This is a genomic window from Modicisalibacter sp. (assembly GCF_055145905.1).
Genome location: NZ_JBSREH010000001.1, coordinates 251,199 through 273,863, shown reverse-complemented (window position 1 = coordinate 273,863; position 22,665 = coordinate 251,199). Strand labels below are relative to the sequence as shown.

Annotated in this window: 24 protein-coding genes; 10 read left to right on the top strand and 14 right to left on the bottom strand. The window is 69.8% G+C overall.

Annotated elements, in window-relative coordinates; translation table 11 throughout:
* The first annotated feature begins 48 nt into the window (after positions 1–48).
* Both ACTCB7_RS01310 and ACTCB7_RS01305 read left to right on the top strand, forming a co-directional pair.
* On the top strand, positions 49–180 hold the full coding sequence (locus ACTCB7_RS01310; protein WP_163648184.1) for an entericidin A/B family lipoprotein: 132 nt from the start codon (positions 49–51) through the stop codon (positions 178–180).
* Positions 181–307: 127 nt separating this feature from the next.
* Positions 308–439 carry an entericidin A/B family lipoprotein gene (locus ACTCB7_RS01305; protein WP_163648185.1) on the top strand — a complete coding sequence of 44 codons (132 nt, stop codon included), beginning with the start codon at positions 308–310 and terminating at the stop codon, positions 437–439.
* 107 nt (positions 440–546) lie between these two features.
* On the opposite strand, the gene ACTCB7_RS01300 is transcribed toward ACTCB7_RS01305, so the two are convergent.
* From ACTCB7_RS01300 to osmF, 4 genes are read right to left on the bottom strand one after another with little or no spacing between them, the layout of a single operon-like run.
* On the bottom strand, positions 547–1,311 hold the full coding sequence (locus ACTCB7_RS01300; RefSeq protein ID WP_463005269.1) for an ABC transporter permease: 765 nt from the start codon (positions 1,309–1,311) through the stop codon (positions 547–549).
* A complete protein-coding gene (locus ACTCB7_RS01295) occupies positions 1,308–2,342 on the bottom strand; it encodes an ABC transporter ATP-binding protein (protein ID WP_224415859.1) in 1,035 nt (344 codons plus the stop codon). The genes ACTCB7_RS01300 and ACTCB7_RS01295 overlap by 4 nt, the downstream gene beginning before the upstream one ends.
* A 31-nt stretch (positions 2,343–2,373) precedes the next feature.
* Positions 2,374–3,567, bottom strand: coding sequence for an ABC transporter permease (locus tag ACTCB7_RS01290; RefSeq protein ID WP_463005268.1), 1,194 nt, complete (start codon positions 3,565–3,567; stop codon positions 2,374–2,376).
* 3 nt (positions 3,568–3,570) lie between these two features.
* Positions 3,571–4,488, bottom strand: a complete 918-nt coding sequence (osmF, locus tag ACTCB7_RS01285; RefSeq protein ID WP_463005267.1) for a glycine betaine ABC transporter substrate-binding protein OsmF — start codon at positions 4,486–4,488, stop codon at positions 3,571–3,573.
* A gap of 195 nt (positions 4,489–4,683) precedes the next feature.
* Here osmF and ACTCB7_RS01280 point away from each other — a divergent pair, with 195 nt between their 5' ends.
* A complete protein-coding gene (locus tag ACTCB7_RS01280) occupies positions 4,684–5,007 on the top strand; it encodes an I78 family peptidase inhibitor (RefSeq protein ID WP_463005266.1) in 324 nt (107 codons plus the stop codon).
* A gap of 57 nt (positions 5,008–5,064) precedes the next feature.
* Here the strand turns inward: ACTCB7_RS01280 and ACTCB7_RS01275 are convergent, their stop codons facing one another.
* The 7 genes from ACTCB7_RS01275 to ACTCB7_RS01245 form a co-directional block, all read right to left on the bottom strand.
* Positions 5,065–6,051 (bottom strand): ion transporter, encoded by a 987-nt coding sequence (locus ACTCB7_RS01275; RefSeq protein ID WP_463005265.1) that lies wholly within the window; start codon positions 6,049–6,051, stop codon positions 5,065–5,067.
* A gap of 28 nt (positions 6,052–6,079) precedes the next feature.
* Positions 6,080–6,589, bottom strand: a complete 510-nt coding sequence (locus ACTCB7_RS01270) for an acyl-CoA thioesterase (RefSeq protein ID WP_163648189.1) — start codon at positions 6,587–6,589, stop codon at positions 6,080–6,082.
* A gap of 256 nt (positions 6,590–6,845) precedes the next feature.
* Entirely contained in the window at positions 6,846–8,162 is a 1,317-nt protein-coding gene (locus ACTCB7_RS01265; protein WP_463005264.1) for a short-chain fatty acid transporter, read from the bottom strand.
* Positions 8,163–8,231: 69 nt separating this feature from the next.
* Positions 8,232–9,581: an MATE family efflux transporter gene (locus ACTCB7_RS01260; RefSeq protein ID WP_463005263.1), complete on the bottom strand. Its 1,350-nt coding sequence runs from the start codon at positions 9,579–9,581 to the stop codon at positions 8,232–8,234.
* Positions 9,582–9,663: 82 nt separating this feature from the next.
* The gene (locus ACTCB7_RS01255) at positions 9,664–9,912 is read right to left on the bottom strand and encodes a YfhL family 4Fe-4S dicluster ferredoxin (RefSeq protein WP_463005262.1); all 249 of its coding nucleotides are present in this window, start codon (positions 9,910–9,912) and stop codon (positions 9,664–9,666) included.
* Positions 9,913–9,940: 28 nt separating this feature from the next.
* Positions 9,941–10,438 (bottom strand): pantetheine-phosphate adenylyltransferase, encoded by a 498-nt coding sequence (coaD, locus tag ACTCB7_RS01250; protein WP_463005261.1) that lies wholly within the window; start codon positions 10,436–10,438, stop codon positions 9,941–9,943.
* 126 nt (positions 10,439–10,564) lie between these two features.
* On the bottom strand, positions 10,565–12,445 hold the full coding sequence (locus ACTCB7_RS01245; RefSeq protein WP_224416812.1) for a beta-ketoacyl synthase: 1,881 nt from the start codon (positions 12,443–12,445) through the stop codon (positions 10,565–10,567).
* A 242-nt stretch (positions 12,446–12,687) separates the two neighbouring features.
* Between ACTCB7_RS01245 and trmB the strand changes: the two genes are divergently transcribed.
* Positions 12,688–13,368: a tRNA (guanine(46)-N(7))-methyltransferase TrmB gene (gene trmB / locus ACTCB7_RS01240; RefSeq protein WP_463005260.1), complete on the top strand. Its 681-nt coding sequence runs from the start codon at positions 12,688–12,690 to the stop codon at positions 13,366–13,368.
* A 6-nt stretch (positions 13,369–13,374) separates the two neighbouring features.
* On the opposite strand, the gene ACTCB7_RS01235 is transcribed toward trmB, so the two are convergent.
* Positions 13,375–14,253 carry a LysR family transcriptional regulator gene (locus ACTCB7_RS01235; protein ID WP_224415847.1) on the bottom strand — a complete coding sequence of 293 codons (879 nt, stop codon included), beginning with the start codon at positions 14,251–14,253 and terminating at the stop codon, positions 13,375–13,377.
* Between the two features lie 117 nt (positions 14,254–14,370).
* Between ACTCB7_RS01235 and ACTCB7_RS01230 the strand changes: the two genes are divergently transcribed.
* From ACTCB7_RS01230 to ACTCB7_RS01210, 5 genes are all read left to right on the top strand, one after another.
* On the top strand, positions 14,371–14,700 hold the full coding sequence (locus ACTCB7_RS01230; RefSeq protein WP_463005259.1) for an SMR family transporter: 330 nt from the start codon (positions 14,371–14,373) through the stop codon (positions 14,698–14,700).
* 32 nt (positions 14,701–14,732) lie between these two features.
* Positions 14,733–16,175, top strand: a complete 1,443-nt coding sequence (gene dacB, locus ACTCB7_RS01225) for a D-alanyl-D-alanine carboxypeptidase/D-alanyl-D-alanine endopeptidase (protein ID WP_463005258.1) — start codon at positions 14,733–14,735, stop codon at positions 16,173–16,175.
* A 94-nt stretch (positions 16,176–16,269) separates the two neighbouring features.
* Positions 16,270–17,604, top strand: coding sequence for a deoxyguanosinetriphosphate triphosphohydrolase (locus ACTCB7_RS01220; protein WP_463005257.1), 1,335 nt, complete (start codon positions 16,270–16,272; stop codon positions 17,602–17,604).
* A 98-nt stretch (positions 17,605–17,702) separates the two neighbouring features.
* Complete coding sequence (locus tag ACTCB7_RS01215; protein WP_463005256.1) at positions 17,703–18,857, top strand: permease; 1,155 nt, start codon at positions 17,703–17,705, stop codon at positions 18,855–18,857.
* Positions 18,848–19,645, top strand: coding sequence for a ribonuclease T2 family protein (locus ACTCB7_RS01210; RefSeq protein WP_224415842.1), 798 nt, complete (start codon positions 18,848–18,850; stop codon positions 19,643–19,645). Before ACTCB7_RS01215 ends, ACTCB7_RS01210 begins: the two co-directional genes overlap by 10 nt.
* Here ACTCB7_RS01210 and ACTCB7_RS01205 read toward each other — a convergent pair whose 3' ends face one another.
* Complete coding sequence (locus ACTCB7_RS01205; protein WP_163648202.1) at positions 19,646–20,557, bottom strand: nuclease-related domain-containing protein; 912 nt, start codon at positions 20,555–20,557, stop codon at positions 19,646–19,648.
* Between the two features lie 72 nt (positions 20,558–20,629).
* Positions 20,630–21,691 carry a diguanylate cyclase gene (locus tag ACTCB7_RS01200; RefSeq protein ID WP_463005255.1) on the bottom strand — a complete coding sequence of 354 codons (1,062 nt, stop codon included), beginning with the start codon at positions 21,689–21,691 and terminating at the stop codon, positions 20,630–20,632.
* A gap of 104 nt (positions 21,692–21,795) precedes the next feature.
* On the opposite strand from ACTCB7_RS01200, the gene ACTCB7_RS01195 reads away from it, so the two are divergent.
* On the top strand, positions 21,796–22,665 hold the full coding sequence (locus ACTCB7_RS01195) for an NAD-dependent protein deacetylase (protein WP_224415841.1): 870 nt from the start codon (positions 21,796–21,798) through the stop codon (positions 22,663–22,665).

The window sequence follows — 22,665 nt, the reverse complement described above, 5'->3', positions numbered from 1 at the left end:
CGCCGGGATCGGCGATAACAGGCGCAACAATCGCGCGAGGAGAATGCCATGAACAAGCTAGCGATCGCGCTGGCCCTGCTGATGCTGGCGGGCCTGGCCGGCTGCAATACCATGCACGGCTTCGGCCGCGATGTGCAGAAGGTGGGCTCGGAAATCGAGGAAGCCGCTTCCGGGAAGTAGCGGATCCACCGGGCAGAATCCGCCGGAGCCTGTTAGGCTGGGGGTGTGACGCCTTGTCACGCACCGGAACGGGGTCCGGATGATGGCCTCGCCGGTGACTTCATTGATCCGTTAGGGAGGACGCGAGATGAAGAAACTGACGGCACTGATGTTTCTGGCGCTGGTGAGTGTCAGCGTGCTGAGCGGCTGCAACACCATGCATGGCGCCGGCGAAGACATCGAAGAGGGCGGTGAGCAGATCCAGGACTCCGCCAGCTGAGTGTCAGCACCCACGCCCGGCGGCTTGCCGTCGGGCGGGCTGGTGCCTTGCGCCACTCCTTTCCCCGGTTTCCGACCTCTTTTCCTGTCGTTCCCCGCCGCCTGTGTTCAGTCCGTAGCCTCGCCGCCGATCCGATAGCGCCGTTCCAGGCGTTCGAAGGACAGGTCGCTGACGATCGCCAGCAGCCCCACCAGCACCGCCCCCTGAATCACGTAGGCGATATTGTCGCCCACCAGCCCGGCGATGATCGGTGTGCCCAGGCTCTGGGCGCCGACCGTGGAGCCGATGGTGGCGGTGCCGATGTTGATGATCACCGACACCCGGACACCGGCGATGATCACCCGCATCGCCAGCGGCAACTCGACGCGCCACAGGATCTGCCGGGCGCTCATGCCCGTGCCGCGGGCGGCCTCCAGGGTGTCGGGGGGCACGGTGCGCAGGCCTGTGATGGTGTTCTGTACCACCGGCAGCAGGCCGTAGAGGGTCAGGGCGACGATGGTCGGCACGAAGCCGAACCCGGCCAGCGGCACGACGATCGCCAGCACCGCCGCCGGCGGAAAGGTCTGGCCGATCGCCGCCAGTGCCGAGACCAGCGGCTCGAACTCGCGCCCGGTGCGACGGGTGACGAACAGGCCCGCAGAGACGCCCACGCTCACCGAGATCAGCGACGAGACCAGTACCAGTACGAGGTGGTCGAGGGTCAGCCGCCAGAAGCTTTCGCGAGCGTAGACGGGTGTCTCGAGCTGCGGAAAGGCGGCATGGAACAGCGGTTCCAGGCGCCCCATGAACAGCACCAGGGCCACCAGCAGCAGACTCAGCAGCGGCAGTAGGGCATCGCGGCGCCGTTCGCACCGGAGCAGGGCCGCCATCATGGCTGACGCCCCATGACCCCCTCCAGGGTCACCTCGCCGATCAGACGCCCGGCGTCGTCGATGACCGGCAGCACTCCCACGCGATACCAGACCATGCGCGACAGGGCTTCCTTCATGGTCATTCCCGGTGTCGCCGTCCAGTCATCGGTGACCGCCACGCGCGGTGGCACATCCGCCGTCGGACGGCCGCCGTGCAGGCAGGTCGGGTGGCCTTGCGCGTCGGTTTCCCAGTGATGGGGGGCGTCGCCGGATGTCGTCGCCGCCTGCTGGTACTGGTGCACCCAGCGCCGCGAGAGCAGCTTGAGGCCGAGGTCGGCCTTGCCGATGAAGTCGCTGACGAAGGCCTCGGCGGGGGCGGTGAGCAGCTCGATGGGGCGGTCGTACTGCACCAGGCGCCCGGCGTCGAGCAGGGCGATGCGCGAGGCCAGCTTGAGCGCCTCGTCCATGTCGTGGGTGACGAAGATCACGGTGGTGCCGGTTTGCTCGTGGACGCGGCGCATCTCGTTCTGCAGCACCTCGCGGGTCAGCGGGTCGACGGCACCGAAGGGCTCGTCCATCAGCAGCACTTCCGGGTCGGCGGCGAGCGCCCGGGCTACCCCCACGCGCTGGGCCTGACCGCCAGAGAGCTGGTGCGGGTACTTGTCGCGGAACTCGCCGGCATCCAGGTGGAAGAGGTCGAGCAACTCGTCGACCCGCGAGGCGATGCGCGCGCTCGGCCACTTGAGCAGGTTGGGCACCACGGCGATGTTGTCGGCCACCGTCCAGTGGGGGAACAGCCCGATCGACTGGATGGCGTAGCCGATCCGCCGGCGCAGCTGTTCCGCCGGCAGGCGGGTGACATCCTCGTCGCCGAGCAGGATGCGCCCGCTCGTCAAGGGGATCAGCCGGTTGATCATGCGCAGCGTGGTCGACTTGCCGCAACCCGAGGGGCCGATCAGCACACTGAACTCGCCACGTTCGACACGTAGCGAGATGTCGCTGACGACCGTCTTGTCGCCGTAGGTCTTGGTCAGGCCCTGTAATTCGATCATGCCTTCGGCTCTCGATGAGTGGGGTTGTCGCTCAGCGGGCGCCGGCGGGGCGGCTGACGGCGACCAGGATCTGCATCAGGAAGTCGGCGATCACCGCCAGGGCGATGGTCGGCACCGCCCCCAGCAGCACCAGGTCGATGGCGTACTGGCCCAGCCCCTGAAAGATGAACGCACCCAGCCCGCCGGCGCCGATCAGCGCGGCCACCACGGTCAGGCCGATGGCCTGAACGGTGACGATGCGCAGCCCCGACAGGATCACCGGCAGCGCCAGCGGCACCTCGACGCGCCACAGGATCTGCTGGCGCGTCATGCCCATGCCGCGCGCCGCCTCGCGGGTGGCGGGGTCGACGCCGGCGAAACCGGCCTGGGTGTTGCGCACGATCGGCAGCAGCGAGTACAGGATCAGCGCGAGGATCGCCGGGGCGGCGCCGATGCCCGCCACGCCCAGCGCGCCCAGCCAGGGCACGGCATCGCCGAGCGCCGACAGCGGCGCCACCAGCAGCGCGAACAGCGCGATCGAGGGGATCGTCTGGAAGACGTTGAGCACACTGAACAGCACTCCGCGCGTGGCGGGGCGGCGGTGCGCCAGCAGGCCCAGCGGCAGGCCGATCGCCAGGGTCGGCGCCAGCGCCAGCCCGACCAAGGTCAGGTGGGTGACGAACTGGTCGACGAAGGCATCCTCGATGTTGAAGTATTCCCGCAGGATCGACAGCGCATTGAAGGTGCCGGTGGCGAACAGTGCCGCGACGGCGGCGACCAGCAGCAGGCCGTAGCCGCTGCGCAGCCACAGCGACGATCCCAGGCGCTGGAAGGCGTCGACGATCATCAGGCTGGTGCAGAACACCAGCACCCAGAAGGCCGCGCCCTGGGAGACCCGGGCCGCGGGCGAGGCGTCCGTCAGGGCGCGCTGGGCATAGTCGCCCAGCCCGTACAGCGTCAGCAGCAGCGCCAGCGGCGCGGCCACCAGCGTCAGGCGGGCGCCGCGGCGTTCGCCCAGTGGACGGACCAGGCAGGCCAGCGCGAGGGCGCCGGCCAGCGCCGCCAGCCCCAGCGTCTGCCAGGGGCGCAGCGCCGTCAGCAGCGACACCGATTCCCCCGATACCAGCCGGTTGGGCGCCATCGCGGCGAACGGCAGCAGTACCGCGCCGGCCAGGCTGGCCACCAGCAGGGTGGCGAGCACCCGGTTGGCGATGCGCCGCGGCCCGTCGTGTTCGTCGTGATTCACGCGTCAGTCGAGGAAGCCGTGGTCTTTCAGGTAGTCATGCGCTACCTGCTTGGCCGGCAGGCCCTGGACCTGGATCTGGCTGTTGAGCGTCTGCAGCGTCTCGCGGTCCAGCGAGGCGAAGACCGGCTCGAACAGGTCGGGTAGCTCGGGGTGTGCCTCGAGGACCGCCTCGCGCATCACCACGGCCGGCTCGTAGACCATCTGCACGCCCTTCGTATCGTCCATCACCTTGAGGCCGGCGGGCTGGATGGCGCCGTCGGTGCCGTAGACCATGGCTGCGTTGGTGCCGCTGGTGCCTTCGGCCGCGGCGCGGATGGTCGCGGCGGTGTTGCCGCCCGAGAGCACCAGCAGCTGGTCCTGGGAGAGCGTGAAGTCATAGGCCTTCTGGAAGCTGGGCAGGGCCGCGGCACTCTCGACGAACTCCGCGGAGCCGGCCAGCTTGACGTCGCCGCCGTCGCGCACCCAGCGGCCGAAGTCCGCCATGGTGTCGAGATCGTTGGCCTCGGCGATCGAGCGCTTCACGGCGATCGCCCAGGTGTTGTTGGCCGGGGCCGGCTCGAGCCAGACGATGCCGTGGTTCTTGCGGTCCCAGTCGCGCACCTTCTCGTAGCCGGCCTCGGCGTTCTTCCAGGCCGGGTCGTCGGTGGTGCCGCTGAAGAAGGCGCCGTTGCCGGTGTACTCGGGGTAGAGGTCGATCTCGCCCTCGAGCAGGGCCTTGCGCACGATGTTGGTGGGGCCGAGCTGGAGCTTGTTCTCGACCGGGTAGCCGGCGTCTTCCAGCAGCGCGACCATCATGTTGCCGAGCAGCGCCCCCTCGGTATCGATCTTCGACGCCACACGCAGCGGCTCGGCCGCCACGGCCTGACCGGCCGCCAGCAGCGTGCCGGCCACGAGTCCCAAGACATTGCCAATCCTGACCATGAGCTTCCATCCTCTTGTCGGTGACGGGGTGCAATGAGCGATATCGTGCCTCAATCCCACTGAGCCTAGCCATCGGCGACGGATGGCTCCACATTTCAGGACCTTATCGAGGGTGCCGCGCGGCGTCCAGCGGTTTACCCGATGTGCCGGCCATGCGTGGCCGCGGCGGCGGGGTCCACGAGGGAGGAGACGGGGATGGACAGACGCACCATGATCGGAATACTGGTCGCCGGCCTGCTGGGCGGCTGTGTCGGCGCGCCGAGGCACGAATCGGCCCCGGCTCCGCCGCCGCCACCGATGAGTCAGGCGGACGATGAGGCCTGCGATGCCGATGCCCTGGCCGACTGGACCGGGCGCGACTACCGGGACGCGCTGACGCCCCGGGCCCGTGAACGCAGCGGTGCCGAGCAGGTGCGGGTGATCCGTCCGGGGCAGGGCTACACCATGGACTACCGCCCGGATCGCCTGAACCTGCACCTGGACGAACACGGGCGCATCGTGGGCGCCGATTGCGGCTAGCGCGATCGACGCCATGCCAGCGAGGCACCGTACACGGTGCTGGCCATGGAAGCCTGATCAGTCGTACTTGGTCTGCCAGCGCTTGGTGGCGATCTGTTCCTTGAGCAGCTCGAGCACTTCGATGAGTACCTGCTCGGTGATGCGCTCGCTGCGCCGGTCGGTGACCAGCAGGATGTCCATGCCGCTGTCGGCGGCGCGGCGCAGCAGTTGCGAGAACTCCGGCGAGCGCAGGCCGCCGACCGCTTCGTGGATCAGCCGGCTGGCCAGGTCGCTGAGGGCTTGGTCCATGGCGCCGGTGACCTGGCGGCCCATGGGCATGCGGTGCAGGCGCTGGATTTCGGGGCTTTCCTGCAGAGTGCGGCCCACCAGGGCGCTGACATAGCGGGCGATCAGCGCGCGGTTTTCGGTATAGATGCCGTCGAGCCCCGTCTCCAGCCGCTCGGCGATCTCCTCCACCAGCTGTTCCTTGCGCGGTGCCACCACTTCGTCGGCGAGTCGACGCGACAGCGTGTTGCTGTGGCGGACCTCCTCCTGAACACTGCCGATCAGGCGGACCGCGACGCGGTCGGACACTTCCTCGAGCAGGATGTCGTAATACTTGCGGGCTGCCTGAAACACGTACCAGCGACGTACGTCGATCATGCCCAGGCGCTGCAGGCGATGGAGCAGGGCGAACACGCGCAGTACGCGCAGCCAGCGCAAGCCGGCCAGCGGGATGCAGCCGAGCACGTCGTACCAGTGCACGAAGGGGTAGAAGAACCAGCGATGATAGCGCCGCTCGATGATCGCCATCGTCCAGCCGATCAGCACGTCGAGCACGTAGACGCTGACGAAGGCCAGGTCGATGGAGAAGAAATGCGCGTGGATGGTGTCGGCATAGGCAGCCTCGAGGCGCGGGGCGACGGCGGCGAAGGCGTCGTGCAGCGGCGGCAGCAGGTACAGGCTGTCGAACAGCAGCAGCGCCAGGTTGACGATCACCAGGGCGATGATCAGGCCGTCCCAGGCCAGGGCGAGGCGGTCCCGAAGCGATGCGGGCGACGTCATGCGGCCTCCTTGCGATGACGGGGGTGTATCAGGATGAGCGTTGCGCGTACTGATGGTCGTGCGCGCGGGTGGCGCGCTCGGCTTCCTTGCGCATTTCCCGGCGCAGCGCGGCCTTCTCGAAACGGCGTTTCTGCAGCGCCGTGTCCAAGCGCAGCGGCGGCACCTCGACCGGCTTGCCCTGCGGGTCGACCGCGACCATGGTCAGGTAGCAGCTGTTGGTGTGGCGAATGACCTTCTCCTGAATCGACTCGGCGACCACCTTGATGCCGATCTCCATCGATGAGCGCCCGACATGGTTGACCATGGCGAGGAAGGTGACCAGCTCGCCGACATGGATCGGCTGCTTGAACAGCACCTGGTCGACCGACAGCGTCACCACGTAGCTGCCGGAATAGCGGCTGGCGCAGGCGTAGGCGACCTCGTCGAGCTTCTTGAGGATCGCGCCGCCGTGGACCTTGCCGCTGAAGTTGGCCATGTCGGGGGTCATCAGCACGGTCATGGTCAGTTCGTGCTGGCGGGGCATGTCGTCGGGGGCCATGGGGCATCCTCGTGTCGCGGGATTTCCCTTAGGTGTAACACGTTTTGCCCCGGCACGATGCGTCCGGGGCGTTCGACCCCAAGACTATCGTGGATCGTGTCGGACGCTCGGGGCAAGCCTGCGAGGAGGCGCTATAGACTCATCCCTGAGCGCTACCGACGCCTTCCCTGGCGCCGGACCTCCTCTTCGGCTTGCCCCTTGGTGCCCCTCGTTGTTGCAACAAGGCTAACCTCATGGTCGGCCCGGCAGGGTGGCGTCAGGGGATGAAGCTGAGCCCCAGGGCGATGATCACGCCGGTGACCACGAGCTGGATCAGGCAGAAGCCCATGATGTCCTTGGCCTTGAGACCGGCGATGGCCAGCACCGGCAGCGCCCAGAAGGGCTGCAGCAGGTTGGTCCAGGCGTCACCCCAGGCCACGGCCATGGCGATACGCGGGATGTCCGCGCCCAGCGCCTGGGCCGCCGGCAGCATGACCGGGGCCTGCACCGCCCACTGGCCGCCGCCGGAGGGCACGAAGAGGTTGACCACGCCGGCGCTGATGAACGACCAGAACGGCAGGGTGTCGGCGTTGGCGATCGACACGAAGCCCTCGGAGAGCGTCTGGGCCAGGCCCGACTGCACCATGATCGCCATGATCCCGGCATAGAAGGGGAACTGGATGACGATGCCCGCGCCGCCCTTGATGGCTTCGTGGAGGCTGTCGAGCAGGCGGCGCGGGGTGCGGTGCAGCACGATGGCCAGAAACAGGAACAGGAAGTTGACGATGTTGAGGTTGAGTCCGCCGCCGCGCAGCAGGAAGTGATCGAGCAGGAACAGCAACCCCGGGATGCCCACCAGCCAGGCCAGCGTCTTGCTGTTCTCGAGGTGCTCGGCAGGTCGCGTGATCACCGGGCGTTCCTCGCCGGCGGGGGTGTCGAGCCGCTCGGGGTCGACGTACACGCTGTCGGCGTCGTCGGGCAGCATCGCCCGATTGACCAGCGGCACCGCGATGAACAGCGCCACGACGATGGCCAGGTTGAACAGCGAGAATATCGTCTCGCCGGTGGGGACCACGCCGATCTGGTCGGCCGTGAAGTGGCCCTCGGTGGCGATCACCAGCGGAATCGAGCCGGCCAGTCCGCCGTGCCAGACGACGAAGCCGGAATAGGCGCTGGCGATCAGCAGGCGATAGTCGACACGGATCTGGCGGGCCAGCTCCTTGGCGAACAGTGCGCCCACTACCAGGCCGAAGCCCCAGTTGATCCAGCTGGCGGCCAGCGAGACCAGCGTGACCAGCACGATGGCCCGGGCGGGGGTGCCGGCACGGGTGGCGAGGCGAGCCAGCTGGCGCCGTACGGGCGGCGAGCTGGCCAGCATGAAGCCGGCGACCAGCACCAGCAGCATCTGCATCGAGAAGCTCAGCAGGTTCCAGAAGCCGTCGCCCCAGAAGCGCAGCACGGCCAGCGGCGTCTGGCGTTCCACGCCGATGGCGGCCGCGGCGGCGATCAGGGTCAGCAGCAGCACGAAGATGTAGGGATCGGGCAGATAACGCTCGACCAGTTTCACGGCCGGGCGTGACAGTGTCTTGAGCATGGGGAGTCTCGCTGGTTGTTGGCGTTTTGCAGCGTCGCGCCTAGCGATAGCGCAACCGACAGGCCGCGGTCAACGCGCCGCCGTGCGTCTTTGGTCGAGCGGCAGGCGCCAGCGAGTGCGGCGGTAGTGTCGGTAGTAGGCGAGCAGCGTCGCCGAACGGGCCAGCGTGAACAGCGTGAAGGCCAGCCACAGGCCGTGATTGCCGAGCGCCAGCGGGCCGGTGGCCAGCCACCAGGCGGGCAGGTAGACCGCCAGGCCGACGAGGATGCTGTTGCGCATCTCGCGGGTGGCGGTGGCGCCGATGAACACCCCGTCGAACAGGTAGCTCCACACCGCCAGCAGCGGCATCAGCACCATCCAGGGCAGGTAGGTGGCGGCGGTCTCGCGCACTGCCGGCAGGTCGGTGAGCAGCGCAATCAGGAAGTGGCCGCCGAGAGCGAAGGCGAGCATGGCCGCGATGGTGGTGAGCAGGGAAAAGCGCATCGCGCCGCCCACCGCATCGCGGAACGCCGCGCCGTCGCCCCGGCCGATGGCCCGTCCGGTGAGTGCCTCGGCGGCGTGGGCGAAGCCGTCCAGGCCGTAGGAGGTCAGCATGATGAACTGCAGCAGCACGGCATTGGCGGCCAGGATCACGTCGCCCTGGCTGGCGCCCTGGCTGGTGAAGAAGGCCATGGCGAAGAGCAGCCCCAGGGTACGCAGGAACAGCTGGCTGTTGACCTGGAATAGCTCGGTGTAGGCGGCCGGTCGCCACAGGCGCTCGCCGAGGAAGCGCCCGCCGAGCGTGCGCAGCTGGCGCCGGACCAGCCACAGGCCCAGGCCCAGCGCCGTGTAGTCGGCGATCACCGTGGCCCAGGCGACGCCGTTGCTGGTCATCCCCAGGCCGACCACGAACACCAGGTCGAGGACGATGTTGACGCTGTTGGTGGCGACCATGATCGTCAGGGTCACGCGGCTGTTCTGCTGGCCCAGAAACCAGCCGAGGATGGCGTAGTTGGCCAGCACCGCCGGGGCCGAGAGAAAGCGGATGCCGGCGTACTCGCGGGCCAGGGTGGTGGCTTCGTGGCTGCCGTCGAGCAGCCACAGGCCCAGCGTGGTCAGCGGCTGCGAGAGCACGATCAGCAGCGCGCCGATCAGCGCCGCCAGCAGCAGCGACTGGCCGAGCAGGTTGCGCACCGCGGTGTCGTCCTCGCGGCCCACCGCCTGGGAGGTCAGGCCAGTGGTGCCCATGCGCAAGAAGCCGAAGCCCCAGTAGAGGAAGCCGAACAGCGTGGCGCCCAGGGTCACGCCGGCGAGAAAGCGCGATTCCGGCAGGTGCCCGACCACGGCGGTGTCCACCAGGCCGAGCAGCGGCACGGTGATGTTGGACAGGATGATCGGCCAGGCCAGCGTCCAGACGCGACGGGTGGCGGCAGCGCTCATGGGCGGGTACGTCCCTGTGGGTTAGGCGGGTGGCAGGCAATCAGGCCGGTGCCGCCCGGCCGGGCGGCACCGCGCAGGCGGCTCAGGCGGCGGTGATGCGTTCGTACTTCGTCATCAACTCGTCATGGGACTCGCGATGGTCGGGGTCCAGCGGAATGCAGTCCACCGGGCATACCTGCTGGCACTGCGGCTCGTCGAAATGGCCGACGCACTCGGTGCACAGGCCGGGGTCGATCACGTAGATCTCCTCGCCCGGCGAGATGGCGCCGTTGGGGCATTCGGGCTCGCAGACGTCGCAGTTGATGCATTCGTCGGTGATCATCAGGGCCATGGGTCATGTCCTCGCTGCGGCGGTCGCGTCACGCATCGCGCGCGTTCTCGGTGTCGAAGTGCTCGCGCAGCGCTGCCGCGACCCGGGGATGCACGAGCCGGCTGACATCGCCGCCGAGCCGCGCGATCTCGCGCACGATGGTGGCGGAAATGTAGGAGTTCTCGACCGCGGGGGTCAGAAACAGGCTCTCCACGTGGGGGGCCTGGGCACGATTCATGTTGGCCAGCTGCAGCTCGTACTCGAAGTCCGAGACCGCCCGCAGTCCGCGGAGGATGATGCGCGCCCCCTGCTGGTCGAGCAGTTCGGTGAGCAGGCCGTGAAAGCCCACGACCGAGACGTTGTCGAGCTCGGCGACCACGTCCTCGGCCAGGTCGACGCGGGCGTCGATGTCCAGCGTCGGTCGTTTGCCGGGACTCGCCGCGACGGCCACCACCACCTTGTCGAAGATTCGTGCGGCGCGCTCGATCAGATCGAAGTGTCCGTTGGTGATCGGGTCGAAGGTGCCGGGGTAAACCACGATATTCATGGGGGAATCCTGTCGGAAGGCCGGCCGCCCGTAATCGGCGGCGGTAGTCACGGCCCGACGCCTGGCGGCGCCGGGCCCTCAGGGTAGCCGATGGATGCTGTACCGGCAATCGCCTCCCCCGATGCGTCAGTCGTCGAGCCGGCCGAAGGGGTTGTCCACCGCCAGCGAGACCGGACGGGCATAGCCGGGGATGTGGATGCCGTCGGCCTCGACCGTCAGCTCCGGCCCTTCGAGTACACCTTCGCCGAAGCGGTAGATGACCTCGAAATCGGCCGCGTCGGCGCGTGCCAGATAGGCATCGCCACGGGCCTGCACGGCGGCGGCGCGCTCGCGCCAGGCGGCGACGGCGGCCTGGCCGTGGCGCTGGACCAGCAGGCGTTCGGTGGCGTCCGGCGAGAGCAGCAGCCCGGTGGCGTTGTTGCCGCCGAAGCCCTTGGCATTGAGGAAGGCGGCGTCGGCGCGGAAGGCCAGCGACTCGCGGGGCAGGCGCAGGCGTTCGCCGTGCACGTCGTCGGCCACGGCGTCGAGGGTGGGGATGCCGGGGATGTAGCCATGGGCGAAGCTGCCCAGGGCGCTGGCCAGCTGGTCGCCGGCGGAGCTGCCCTGGGAGTGGCCGACGAACGCCTTGACGGCGGCCACCGGCCAGTCGTGAATGCCGTTGGCCCGTGCCACGCTGTCGAGGACATGGGACTCGGTCACGCGGTTCTTGGGCGTGCTGGTGGCGTGGGCGTGCACGAAGGTACGCTCGCGCAGGCCGCGCTCGCCGAGGATCTCGCGGCCCAGCGATGCTGCCTTGCCGAAGGTGATGTAGTTGCCGATGCCGGGCGCCGAGATCGAGCGCTTCCAGCCGTCGGCGTTGACGAACACGCCGGGTATCGCGCCGAGGATCTGCGCGCCGGTTTCCAGCGCCAGGACATCGTCCATCAGCAGCACGAACTGGGCCGATTCGGCGATGGTGAAACCGCAATTGCGGGCGAAGGGGCGGCAGGCGCGCTGGTAGTCGGCATCGGTGAGCAGGCTCAGGGCGTCGAGCGCCTTGAGGCTGTCGTCGTCGGCCAGCGCGCCCATGCTGCGAAAGCCCTCGATGATCTCGGGGGTGATCGGGGCGTCGCTGGTGCCCACCATCACCACCCGGCGCACCCCGCGACGGATCTCCTCGATGCCCTGGCGCAGGTTGTAGAGGAAGGTCGCGCAGGCGCCCTGGATCGCGCCGGTGGCGCCGACGCTGCCCAGCACGTAGGCGTTGAGGAAGTCGGCGGGCATCTGGCCGTAGCCCAGCGGCATCTGCTTGGAGGTGGCGCGGTTGCCGGAGACGAAGCTCTTGAGCAGCCCGCCCCAGCCCTCGTCGTCGAGCTGGCCGATGGAGTTGCCGGCGTAGACGGCGATCTGATCCGGGTCGAGGCCGTCGCGCAGCGTCTCCCAGTCCAGCCCGCTCTGGCCCAGGCAGTCGCTGGCGCCGAACACCGCCATCGACAGCCCGCGCGGGTGATGCACGCTGCGATACAGGCGCTCGGGCGCGAAGCCGCTGGGCAGCTGACCGGCGGCGCGAACCTGGGCCTGACGGTGGTCCGGAAGCAGCACCTCGAGGGCGCCCGGCGGCACGCTGACCTCGACCCGGCGGCTGTCCAGGTCGCGCACCTGCCAGGTTTCCGGCAGGGCCTCGGGCAGCTGGCGGCGGCGCACCTGGAAGGTCAGCGGCGCGTCGAGGGCCAGCTGGGCGCGGCGGTTGGCCGGGATGCCTTCGGCGTTGAAGGCCTCGTCCTCGATGCGGCGGATCAGGGTGTGGTCGAGCACCGTCTGGCGAAAGCGATCGGCCACGCCGGCCGTGTCGAGGCGGTTACCGTGACTGTCCTGCCAGGAGCCGTCGGCCTGGCGGGCCACCAGATGCATCATGGCGGCCAGGCCGACCACGGTGCGCTGCTGTTCCTCGGCGGACAGGGCATCGAGCACCGTGCGGCGGAACGCCTGGTGGCCCGAGGTTCTGCCGGCGGCATTGACACCGCCCATGCCGACAATCACCGGTAACTGTGACAAGCCGCATCCCTCGTTGTGCAATGGAGTCTACGAAAAGCTGACAGCAACGAGCCGTCAGGGTTGCATGGGCGCCGCGGGGGACAGGGGCGGGCACGCCATGCCGGGTCTGGGACGCGATGATAGCACTCGGGTTGCAGCGGCGTCATGCCGGCCGCCTTGGCGGGCAGGCGAGCCGGCTTGGTAGACTGGGCGCGTTTCTCGACCCAGAGACTGCCATGCACGCCAATTCCCGTACCGTCACCTCCCGTCAGCCCGGCCCGCACGAGGACCTGGCGCGACGGGTCGCCCGCGCCCTGAACCACCCCTGGCGCAAGCCGATCGCCGACCATACCCGGCTCGCCTTCGAGCGGGCGCAGGACTGGCTGGCCGCCCAGGGGCGGCCGCTGCTGCTCGATGCCGGCTGCGGCGTGGGGCTTTCCACCCGGGCCCTGGCCGCCCGTCATCCGGACCGCGCGGTGATCGGCATCGACCGCAGCGCGGCGCGGCTGGAGCGCGAGCACGGCCCGCTGCCCGACAACGCCCTGCTGGTGCGCGCCGATCTGGTCGACTTCTGGCGCCTGGCGCTGGGCGCCGGCTGGCAGCCGGAGCGCCATTACCTGCTGTACCCCAATCCCTACCCGAAGGCCTCGCAGCTCAAGCTGCGCTGGCACGGTCATCCGGTCTTCCCGGCGATTCTCGCCCTGGGCGGGCGCCTCGAGGTGCGGTCCAACTGGGGGCTGTACCTGGAGGAGTTCGCCCTGGCGCTGCAGCATGCCGGCGAGCCGCTGCCGACGGTGGTCCGCCATGACCCGCAGGGCGACTACCTGACGCCCTTCGAGCGCAAGTACGCGGAAAGCGGCCAGACGCTCTGGCGGCTTTCCGCCACGCTGCCCCATGCGCCGGAGCGGCTGCCCTGACCCCGCTCAGCGCGACAGTCGCGTACTGAGTTCCGCCTCGAGCCAGCGGGCGATCGGCCCCTGGCCGGCGTCGCGCCGACGTACCAGTTCCACGCTGACACCGGGCGGCTCGGGCAGGTCGTCGATGGTCAGGCGGCTGACCAGCGAGCGGTACATGGGGTAGTCGGCGATGTGGGTGGGGACCAGTGCCCAGCCGATGCCCTGGGTGACCAGTTCGGCGATCGCGTAGTAGCTGTTGAGCTGCCAGATGCGCGGCGACAGGCGCGCGCTGCGGTTGCCGCCCAGCGGCGAGGCCACCACCAGCTGGCGATGGCGGCTGAGCGTCGACAGCCGCACGGAGGACGCGGTGGCGAGCGGATGGTCGTGGGCGACGATGGCGGTCTGCGCCAGGCGGGCGATCTGGCGCACGTCGAGCCGGGGCGGCAGCGAGGGCTGGCTGAACAGCACGCCGAGGTCGGCGGTGCCGTCGGCGACCCAGCTGGGGATGTCCGCCTGCGCCCCGTTGAGCAGCGACAGCTCCAGGTTCGGCCAGCGCTCGGCCAGCACCAGCAGGGTATCCATCAGCGGCGGGTAGGGCAGCGCCTCGTCGACGGCCAGGGTCAGGTGTGACTCCTCGCCGCCGGCCAGGGTGCGGGCACGGGCCTCGAGCTGGTCACACTGGCGCAGGATCTCCCGGGCCTCGCGGACCAGCGCCTGGCCTTCGCCGGTCAGCACCGGGGTGCGGCCGCGCCGGTCGAAGAGGGTCAGGCCCAAGTCCAGTTCGAGGTGAGCGATGGCGGTGCTGATCGCCGACTGGGCGCGACCCAGATGGCGTGCGGCGGCCGAGAAGGAGCCGCTGTCGGCGGCGGCCAGCAGGCAGACGAGCTGATCCAGGTTCCACTGCATGATCTATCTCTTTTTCAGATAGTTGATAACTCGATTCCATCATTAACGAGGCTAGAATGCAGCCTCCGACACGGACCCGGCGCTACCGCTCGCGCCACTGCCCAGGAGGGAGTCGCAATGGCCTATCTGTACCTGTTTCTGGCGATCGTCGCCGAAGTGCTCGGCACCACCGCGCTCAAGGCCTCGCAGGAGTTCACCCGGTTGTGGCCCAGCGTGGGGGTGGTGATCGGCTACGGCCTGGCGTTCTACCTGCTGACTCTGGTGCTGCGCAGCCTGCCCGTGGGCGTCGCCTATGCCGTCTGGGCCGGGCTGGGCATCGTGCTGGTGTCGCTGCTCGGCGTGGTGTGGTTCGGCGAGCGGCTCGATGTGCCGGCGGTACTGGGCATGGGGCTGATCATCGCCGGGGTGGCGGTGATTCAGGTTTTCTCGCAGGTCTCGGCCCACTAGGCTGGATGCCCTTCACCGTTCACGGAGCCGTCATGTCGCGTCGTCTGTCCCTGCTGTTCGTTGTGTTGTGTCTGGCGACGCCGGGGTCGTTCGCCCGGGCGTCGGGGTTCGAGCATGTGGCGCGGCTGGCCGGCCAGGGCTATCGCCTCGGCGCCCGGGCCGAGCTGCTGGATTCCGGCCGGGTGCTGGGCGCTATCGCGCCCCGCCGCGCGCTCTCGCCGGCCTCGGTCTCCAAGCTCTACACGGCGGCCGCGGCGCTGGACCGTTGGGGGCCGCAGCATCGCTTCACCACCCGGCTGGTGTCGACCGGAGTGATCGATGACGATGGCGTGCTGCACGGCGACCTGGTGCTCGAGGGCGGCGGCGACCCGGCGCTGGTCTCCGAGGATCTGTGGCGGCTGATCCAGCGGCTGCGCCAGCGCGGCGTCACGGCGGTCAGGGGGCAACTGGTGGTCAGCCAGTGGCGCTTCGGCCCGGTCGAGTGCGTGACCACCGACCGCTGCCGGGCCGCCTCGCGGGCCGACAATGCCTACAGCGCGCGGCTTTCTTCAGCGGCGGTCAACTACGGCAGCTGGTGCCTCGACGTGCTGCCGGGGCGCCGGGTGGGCGGCGCGGCGCGGATCCTCAGCTGCAACACCGTCGAGCCCACCACCCGCGTCGACAACCGCGTGACCACCGTCGCCCGGGGCGGCGAGTCCCGGCTCGATGCCGAGCGGGTCACCGACGAGCGGGGCGACGTGCTGGTGGTCAGCGGCACCATCGCCCGGGACTCCCGTCCACGGGCGCTCTATCGTGCCAGCTCCGACCCGGCGGAGCAGACCGCCCGGACCCTGCAGGCGATGCTCGAGCGGGCCGGGGTCGGCGTCTCCGACGGCACGGCGGTGAGCCGGACGCGGCCTCCCGCGGCGGCGACCCAGCTGGCTTCGGTCGACGGCAAGCCGTTGCAGACGCTGCTGCAACGGATGCTCGATTATTCGAACAACTTCATGGCCGACACCCTGAGCCTGGATCTGGCCGATACGCCGCGGGCCACGTTGCCCCAGGCCGGCAAGGCGGTGGCCGGCTTCGCCCGGGGCCTGCCGGGGCACGGGCCGCTGGTGCTGCACAGCGGCAGCGGCCTGACGCCGGAAAACCGCACCTCGGCGCAGGGCGTGACCACCCTGCTGGCGACCCTGTACCGGCGGCCGGCGCTGTTTCCGGCCTTTCTGGCCGGGCTGCAGCTGCCGGTCAACGGGCCGATGCACTTCATCCGTCGGGGCGATCCGCTGTTTCAGAACCATGTGATGCTCAAGACCGGCACGCTCAACCAGCCCGTTGCGGTCCGGGCGCTGGGTGGCTACTTCCGCACCGCGAGCGGCCGCTGGGGCGCGTTCAGCGTGCTGGTCAACGGCACGGCGAGCACGCCCTACCTGGCCTGGTCCACGGTGCTGGACGCGGTGTCCGCCGACCTGGCGGCGATGATTCGCGCGCACTGATCACCCGCGGCCCCGGCTTGACAGACGCCGGCCGCCGCGGCCAACTCGGGCATGCTGCCTCGCAGGGGCGGCGCGCTACCCTGGAGGATGCCGCATGACGTCGATGAACTGGGAACGCCTGCTCGAGCCGGGCCGGCTCAACGACAAGCCACGCGGCTCGCGCGACGAGGTCGGCCGCAGCCCGTTCCACAAGGACCACGACCGGATCGTCTTCGCCGGCTCGTTCCGGCGCCTGGGGCGCAAGACCCAGGTCCATCCGCTCACCGACAACGACCATATCCACACTCGGTTGACCCACTCGCTGGAGGTGGGCTGCGTGGGGCGCTCGCTGGGCATGATCGTCGGCGAGCAGCTGCGCGAGCGGCTGCCGGCGTGGATCACCCCGGCCGACCTGGGGGTGATCGTCCAGGCGGCCTGCCTGGGCCACGACATCGGCAACCCACCGTTCGGCCATGCCGGCGAGTACGCCATCCGCGACTGGTTCAAGCGCGCCGAGAACGACGGCAGCGGGCTGCTGGAAGGGCTCACCGATACCCAGCGCGACGACCTGCTGACCTACGAGGGCAATGCCCAGGGCTTTCGCATCGTTACCCAGATCGAATACAACCAGTTCCGCGGCGGCATGCGCCTGACCGCGGCGACACTGGGCACCCTGCTCAAGTACCCGTGGACGGTGGAGCACGGCGGCCGTACCGGCAAGTTCGGGGCCTATCAGTCCGAGCGCGAGCAGCTCGCCGAAGTGGCCGAGACCCTGGGGTTGCGCCGTCGGGCCGAGTGGGCCTGGTGCCGGCATCCGCTGGCCTATCTGGTCGAGGCGGCGGACGACATCTGCTATGCGCTGCTGGATCTCGAGGATGGCCTGGAGATGGGCATCCTGCGCTTCGACGAGGTCGCGGGCATCCTGAGCCAGATCGCCGGCGGTGAGCCCGCCGAGTACGCCGCGCTGGGCGCCGGCGTGTCGCAGCGCCGGCGCATCGCGGCGTTGCGCGGGGCGGCCATGGAACGTGCCGTGAACGACGTCGGCGAGGTGTTCGTCCAGCATGAGACGGCGCTTCTCAACGGCGCGCTCACCGAGGACCTGCTCGAGCTCTGTCACCCCGATCTCGACTGGGGCGTCAAGGCGGCCAAGCAGCTCGCCCGCGAGCGCATCTTCCAGAACGAGCGCAAGGCCAAGCTGGAGATCGGTGCCCATACCACCCTCGGCATCCTGCTCGAGGCCTTCATCGGCGCGGCCCATGAGCTGCATCATCACGGCCGCTCGACCTTCAAGCACCAGCGCGTGCTGGCGCTGATCGGCGAGAACACGCCACGGCCGACCTGGCCGCTCTATGCCAGCTACCGGCGCATGCTCGACTTCATCGGCGGCATGACCGACCACTATGCGGTCGAACTGGCCCAGGAGATGGGCGGGCGACTCAAGGGCGAGTAGTCCCGGCGACGCCTCGGCTGCGCGGCGCCGTGTTGGACCTTTGTGTAGCACAAGGGTTTATGCTGGGTCGGAGTCATGAGACATCACACGGAGGCGATATGCTCGAGGAACTCGTCGCGTCCTGGGCCGGCATGGTCTGGGAAATCTTCTGGGGCCTGGCGCTGGGCTTTCTGCTCTCGGGGGTGATCCGTGCCTGGATTCCCGCCGAGCTGGTGGGCGACAAGCTGGGCCGGGCCACGCCCCGCTCGCTGTCGCTAGCCACCGGGGTGGGGGCGTTGTCGTCGAGCTGCTCCTACGCAGCCGCCAGCATGGCACGCACGCTGATCATGAAGGGCGCGGCGTGGGCCAACGCCATGGCCTTCATGGTCGCCAGCACCAACCTGGTGTTCGAGATCCTGATCGTGCTGTTCTCGCTGCTGGGCCTGGCCTTCGTGCTCGGCGAGCTGGTCGGCGGGCTGATCTTCATCGTGGTGATGGCGGTGCTGGTGCGGCTGCTGGTGCCCGACTCGGTGATCACCGCCGCCCGCGAGAACGCCGGCCACGATGCCGGCGGTGGCGGACACGAGCACCATCACGATCATGGCGGTCATGACCACGACCACGACCACGACCACGACCACGACCACGACCACGGCGGCCATTCCGGCCACGGCGAGAGTGCCTTCCTCGCCAAGCTGCGGACCGCCGCCTCGCACTTCCACATGGATGTGACGATGGTCGGCAAGGACATCCTGATCGGCGTGACCGTGGCGGCGGTGCTGTCGGTGCTCGTGCCCAACGAGGTCTGGCGCTCGGTGTTCCTCACCGAGGGCGACAATCCCGGCTTCGGGGTCCTGCTGTGGAACGCCGTGGCCGGCAGTATCATCGCCGTGCTGGCCTTCGTCTGCTCGGTGGGCAACATCGTGCTGGCCGCGGTGCTGTGGAAGGGCGGCATTTCCTTCGGCGGAGTGATCGCCTTCATCCTCTCCGACCTGATCACCCTGCCGATGCTCTCGGTCTATCGGCGCTACTACGGCTGGAAGGCCGCCGGCTGGATGGCGCTGGTGTTCTTCCTGGGCGCGATCGTCACCGCACTGTGCCTGGACTACGGCTTCGCCCTCCTGGGCTGGCTGCCCGAGGGCGAGCGTCAGGTCAGCCTGGGCCGCGACGTCTTCGGCTGGAACTACGTGACGCTGCTCAACGTGGTGCTGCTGCCCGTGGCACTGGCGGCGTTCTTCTGGGGCCGCCGCCAGGGCGGCGGGCATTGCCACTGAACGCCCGGGGCCGGTGGACGGCCCGGCTCGGCCTGCTGCTGGCCGGGCTGCTGGCCATCGGCGTGGCCGGGGCGCAGCCTGACGCTCCGCCTTCGGCGTCTGCCGACGCGTTCGATCACTACACCCTGGCGCTGACCTGGCATCCGGGGTTCTGCGCGAGCCGGCGTTCGCCGCCCCGGGAGTGCCGCGAGCCACGCCTGCGCGAGGCCGCCGGCGAGGGCTTCGTGCTGCACGGGCTGTGGCCGTCGCGTCCGGAGCGGGTCGCCGAGGCCGGCGTGAGCCGCCGGCAGTGGCGGGCCGAGGGCTGCTTCGGCGAGTCGCCACGGCCCGACGGCGGCTTCTGTCGGGCGCATGCGCCCTTCGAGCTGCCCGCGTCGCTTGCCGCGCGGCTCGACCGGGCGATGCCGGGGCGGGCGAGCTGTCTCGATCGCCACGAATACGCCAAGCACGCCGCCTGCCTGGCGATCGCCCCGACCGACTACTTCGCCACGGCACTCGACCTGCTGGCGGCGGTCAACGCCAGCGCCTTCGCCGACTTCGTGGTGATCCACCAGGGCGGTGTCGTGGCGCGCAATGACCTGATCGCGGCCTTCGAGGCGGCCTTCGGCGAGGGAAGGGGCCGGGCGTTGCAGCTGGTCTGCGCCGGTCGCGGCAACCGGCGGCTGACCGAGGTGCGCATCGGCATCCGGGCGGCGGCACTGGACGGTTTCCCCGCGGCGGGCAGCCTGGTGGCGTTGCGCCGGGGACGCTGTGCGTCGCGGGTACGGGTGACGGCGGTCCGGGACTGATCAGATCGAGGGGGTCTCGCGGCGGCGGTCGTCGAGCAGGGCGCCACGCCGGCGCAGGGCCTGGGCGACGCGGTCATGGGTGGCCGGGTCGAGCGGCCCCAGCGGCGTGTCGATCAGCCGCCGGGTCAGGTTCTCGCCGTTGACCACATCCACCCCCGCTGGCGCCTGTTCGAGGTCGATACGCCAGCCCGGCAGCACCAGCATGCCGCGTACCGGCACGTCGGCGTTGCACTCCCGTGCCAGCCAGTGGCGCATCCACTCCGCCGCCTGGCGCGTCTTGCGCAGCGGCTGGCGCTCGCTCCAGCCGGGAAAGCGCAGGCGCTGGCTCTCCACCGCCACGTCACGCTGCGGTTGGCCGCTGGCGTCCAGCGGAAAGGTGCGGGCCCGGGTCTCGATGACGAAGACGCCATGGGGGGTCAGCGCCACGTGGTCGATGGTGAAGGTCTCGCTGGGAATGTCGTGGAAGACGAAGTAGGGGTGGTCCTCGGGGCGAATCAGGTGCTCCAGCTCCTGGCCCACCGCCAGCTCGCAGGCCAGGCCCAGCTTGAGGCGGCGGATGCGCTGGAAGTCGCGGATCAGCAGCAGGCAGAACAGCAGGACCAGGGCCGAGCAGATCAGGCCGTAGACGGCCCACTCCAGCCAGATCGAGGCGTCGGTGACGATCATCCGCCCCATGCCGTAGGTCAGCGGGGCGAGAATCACGATCGGCCCCAGTGCCCCGTTGAGGAACAGCCCGGTGAAGGCGTGGTCGAGGCGATCGCGCAGCGCCTGGCCCGGTTCGCGCAGGGGATGCGCGTCGATCGGCGAGCGGATGCGCGCGTCGTGCAGGTTGCGCAGGGCCAGGACGATGGCCGCGGTGGCGCCCAGCGGCGCGAGGAAGATCAACGGAATCAGGTATTCCAGCCAGGGCATCTCAGCCATCCTTGCCACCCGGAAAGACGAGGGCCCATTCTAGCCAAGCCCGGCGTGGCCGACCATGCGCCGCTAGGCGGAACGTGCGGTTCCGCTGTAGGCCACCACCCGGTTGCGCCCCTGCACCCGGGCGCTGTCCAGCGCCAGCTCGGCCTGCTGCATCCATTCGCCCGGCCGGTTCAGGGTGGTGTGGCATTCGGCCAGGCCGATGCTGAGCGTGCAGGGCAGCAGGCTCTCGCCCTGGGCCTCGGGCTTGAGGAAGGCCTCGCGCAGCCCGTCGAGCTGCGTGAGCGCCCGGTCCAGGGGCGTCTCGTCCAGCAGCAGGCCGAAGGTCGTGGCGCCGTGGCGGGCCAGCAGGGCCTCCTCGCCCAGCGTCTCCTGCAGGAAGCGCGCCGTGCGACGCAGGACCTGGTCGCCCATGGCGTGACCGAAGGTGTCGTTGATGCGCTGGAAGTGGTCGATCTCCAGCAGCGCCAGGCACAGGGGGGGCCGGCCGGTATCGAAATGGCTCTCGATCACCCGCTCCCAGTGGGCACGGTTGTAGAGGCCGGTGAGGGCGTCGGTGCGCCGCTGGCGGGTTTCGCGGCGCTTCTGCTCGACCAGCTGACAGGCCTGACGGTAGCTGCGCCAGCCGATCATCAACGGATAGAGCAGCAGCAGCGGCAGGGCGCCCAGCAGGGCGAGCGGCGTGGGCAGCAGCTGCCAGTCGAGTGTCGGCCAGATCAGGGCGCCCACGCCGCCGCCGGCCAGCCAGGCCAGGGAGCCGGCGGCCAGCAGGCGGGGGCCGCCGACGGCGATGGTGCCGAGGTTGTAGAGCGCGATCAGCACCGCGCCGGGGATCGGCGCGAAGTCGACGGCGGCGACCCAGAAGCCGGTCAGCAGGCCGTCGATCAGCAGGCAGTGACGTTCGGTGCGATGCGGATCGCGCACCCGGGTGGCCAGGTAGCGGGCCAGATGCGGCCAGCCCAGGCCGTTGAGTGCCAGCAGCATCCACCACGGCCACGCCGGCGGCACCGCCCGCCAGGCGGCGGCCACGGCGAGCATGCCCAGCGCCAGGCCGACGATCCGGGCCGGGTAGAGGCGTCGGGCAAGCGCCTGACGGGGGTGGCGGGAGGACGCGGTGATGGGGAGCATCGGTGACATCCGTTCGCGGCACTGGTACTTGCCATCGGTGTGTGAGACGTTTTTACCTTGACCCAAAAATGCCCGACTCGCCAGTCGCCACTCGTCGTATGCCCTTGCCAGATCATGCTTTCGCGCCCCGTGAGGGCGCCTCTCTTGCGCCGGCCGCGCCATCGGCGGCCCTGCGTGCCTTCATCGAGCGCCACCCCCGGTTGATGGTGCTGACCGGGGCCGGGGTGAGCACCGGCTGCGGCATCCCCGACTACCGCGACGCCAGCGGTGCCTGGAAGCGTTCGCCGCCGGTCCGCCACCAGGCGTTCATGGCCAGCGCGGCGACTCGCCGGCGCTACTGGGCGCGCAGCCTGATCGGCTTTCGGGCCATCCAGCAGGCGCGCCCGGGGCCGGCGCACCGGGCGCTGGCCGCGCTCGAGGCGCGCGGCCGGGTCACCGCGCTGGTCACCCAGAACGTCGACGGCCTGCACCAGCGCGCCGGGTCGCGGCGGGTCATCGACCTGCACGGCCGGGCCGAGATCGTGCGCTGCATGGGATGCGGCGCGCGGCGCATGCGCCATGACCTGCATGCCGAGCTGGCCGGGGCCAATCCGCGCTGGCTGTCGCTGGAGGCCGCGGTGGGGCCGGACGGCGACGCCGACCTGGACGGGCTCGACTTCTCGACCTTCCGGGTGCCGGCCTGCCCGCGCTGCGGCGACGGCATCTGGAAGCCCGACGTGGTGTTCTTCGGCGACAGCGTGCCCCGCGAGCGGGTCGCGGCGGCCTTCGCCGCCCTTGAAGCCGCCGACGCCCTGCTGGTGGTCGGTTCCTCGCTGATGGTGCAATCCGGGTATCGCTTCGCGCGTCAGGCCGCCCGGGCCGGGCAGCCGATCGCCTGCGTCAACCGCGGCCGCACCCGGGCCGATGCGCTCTACGCCCTGAAGGTCGATGCCCCAGTGGATGACGTCCTGACGTCGCTGCTCGCCGCGCAGTGA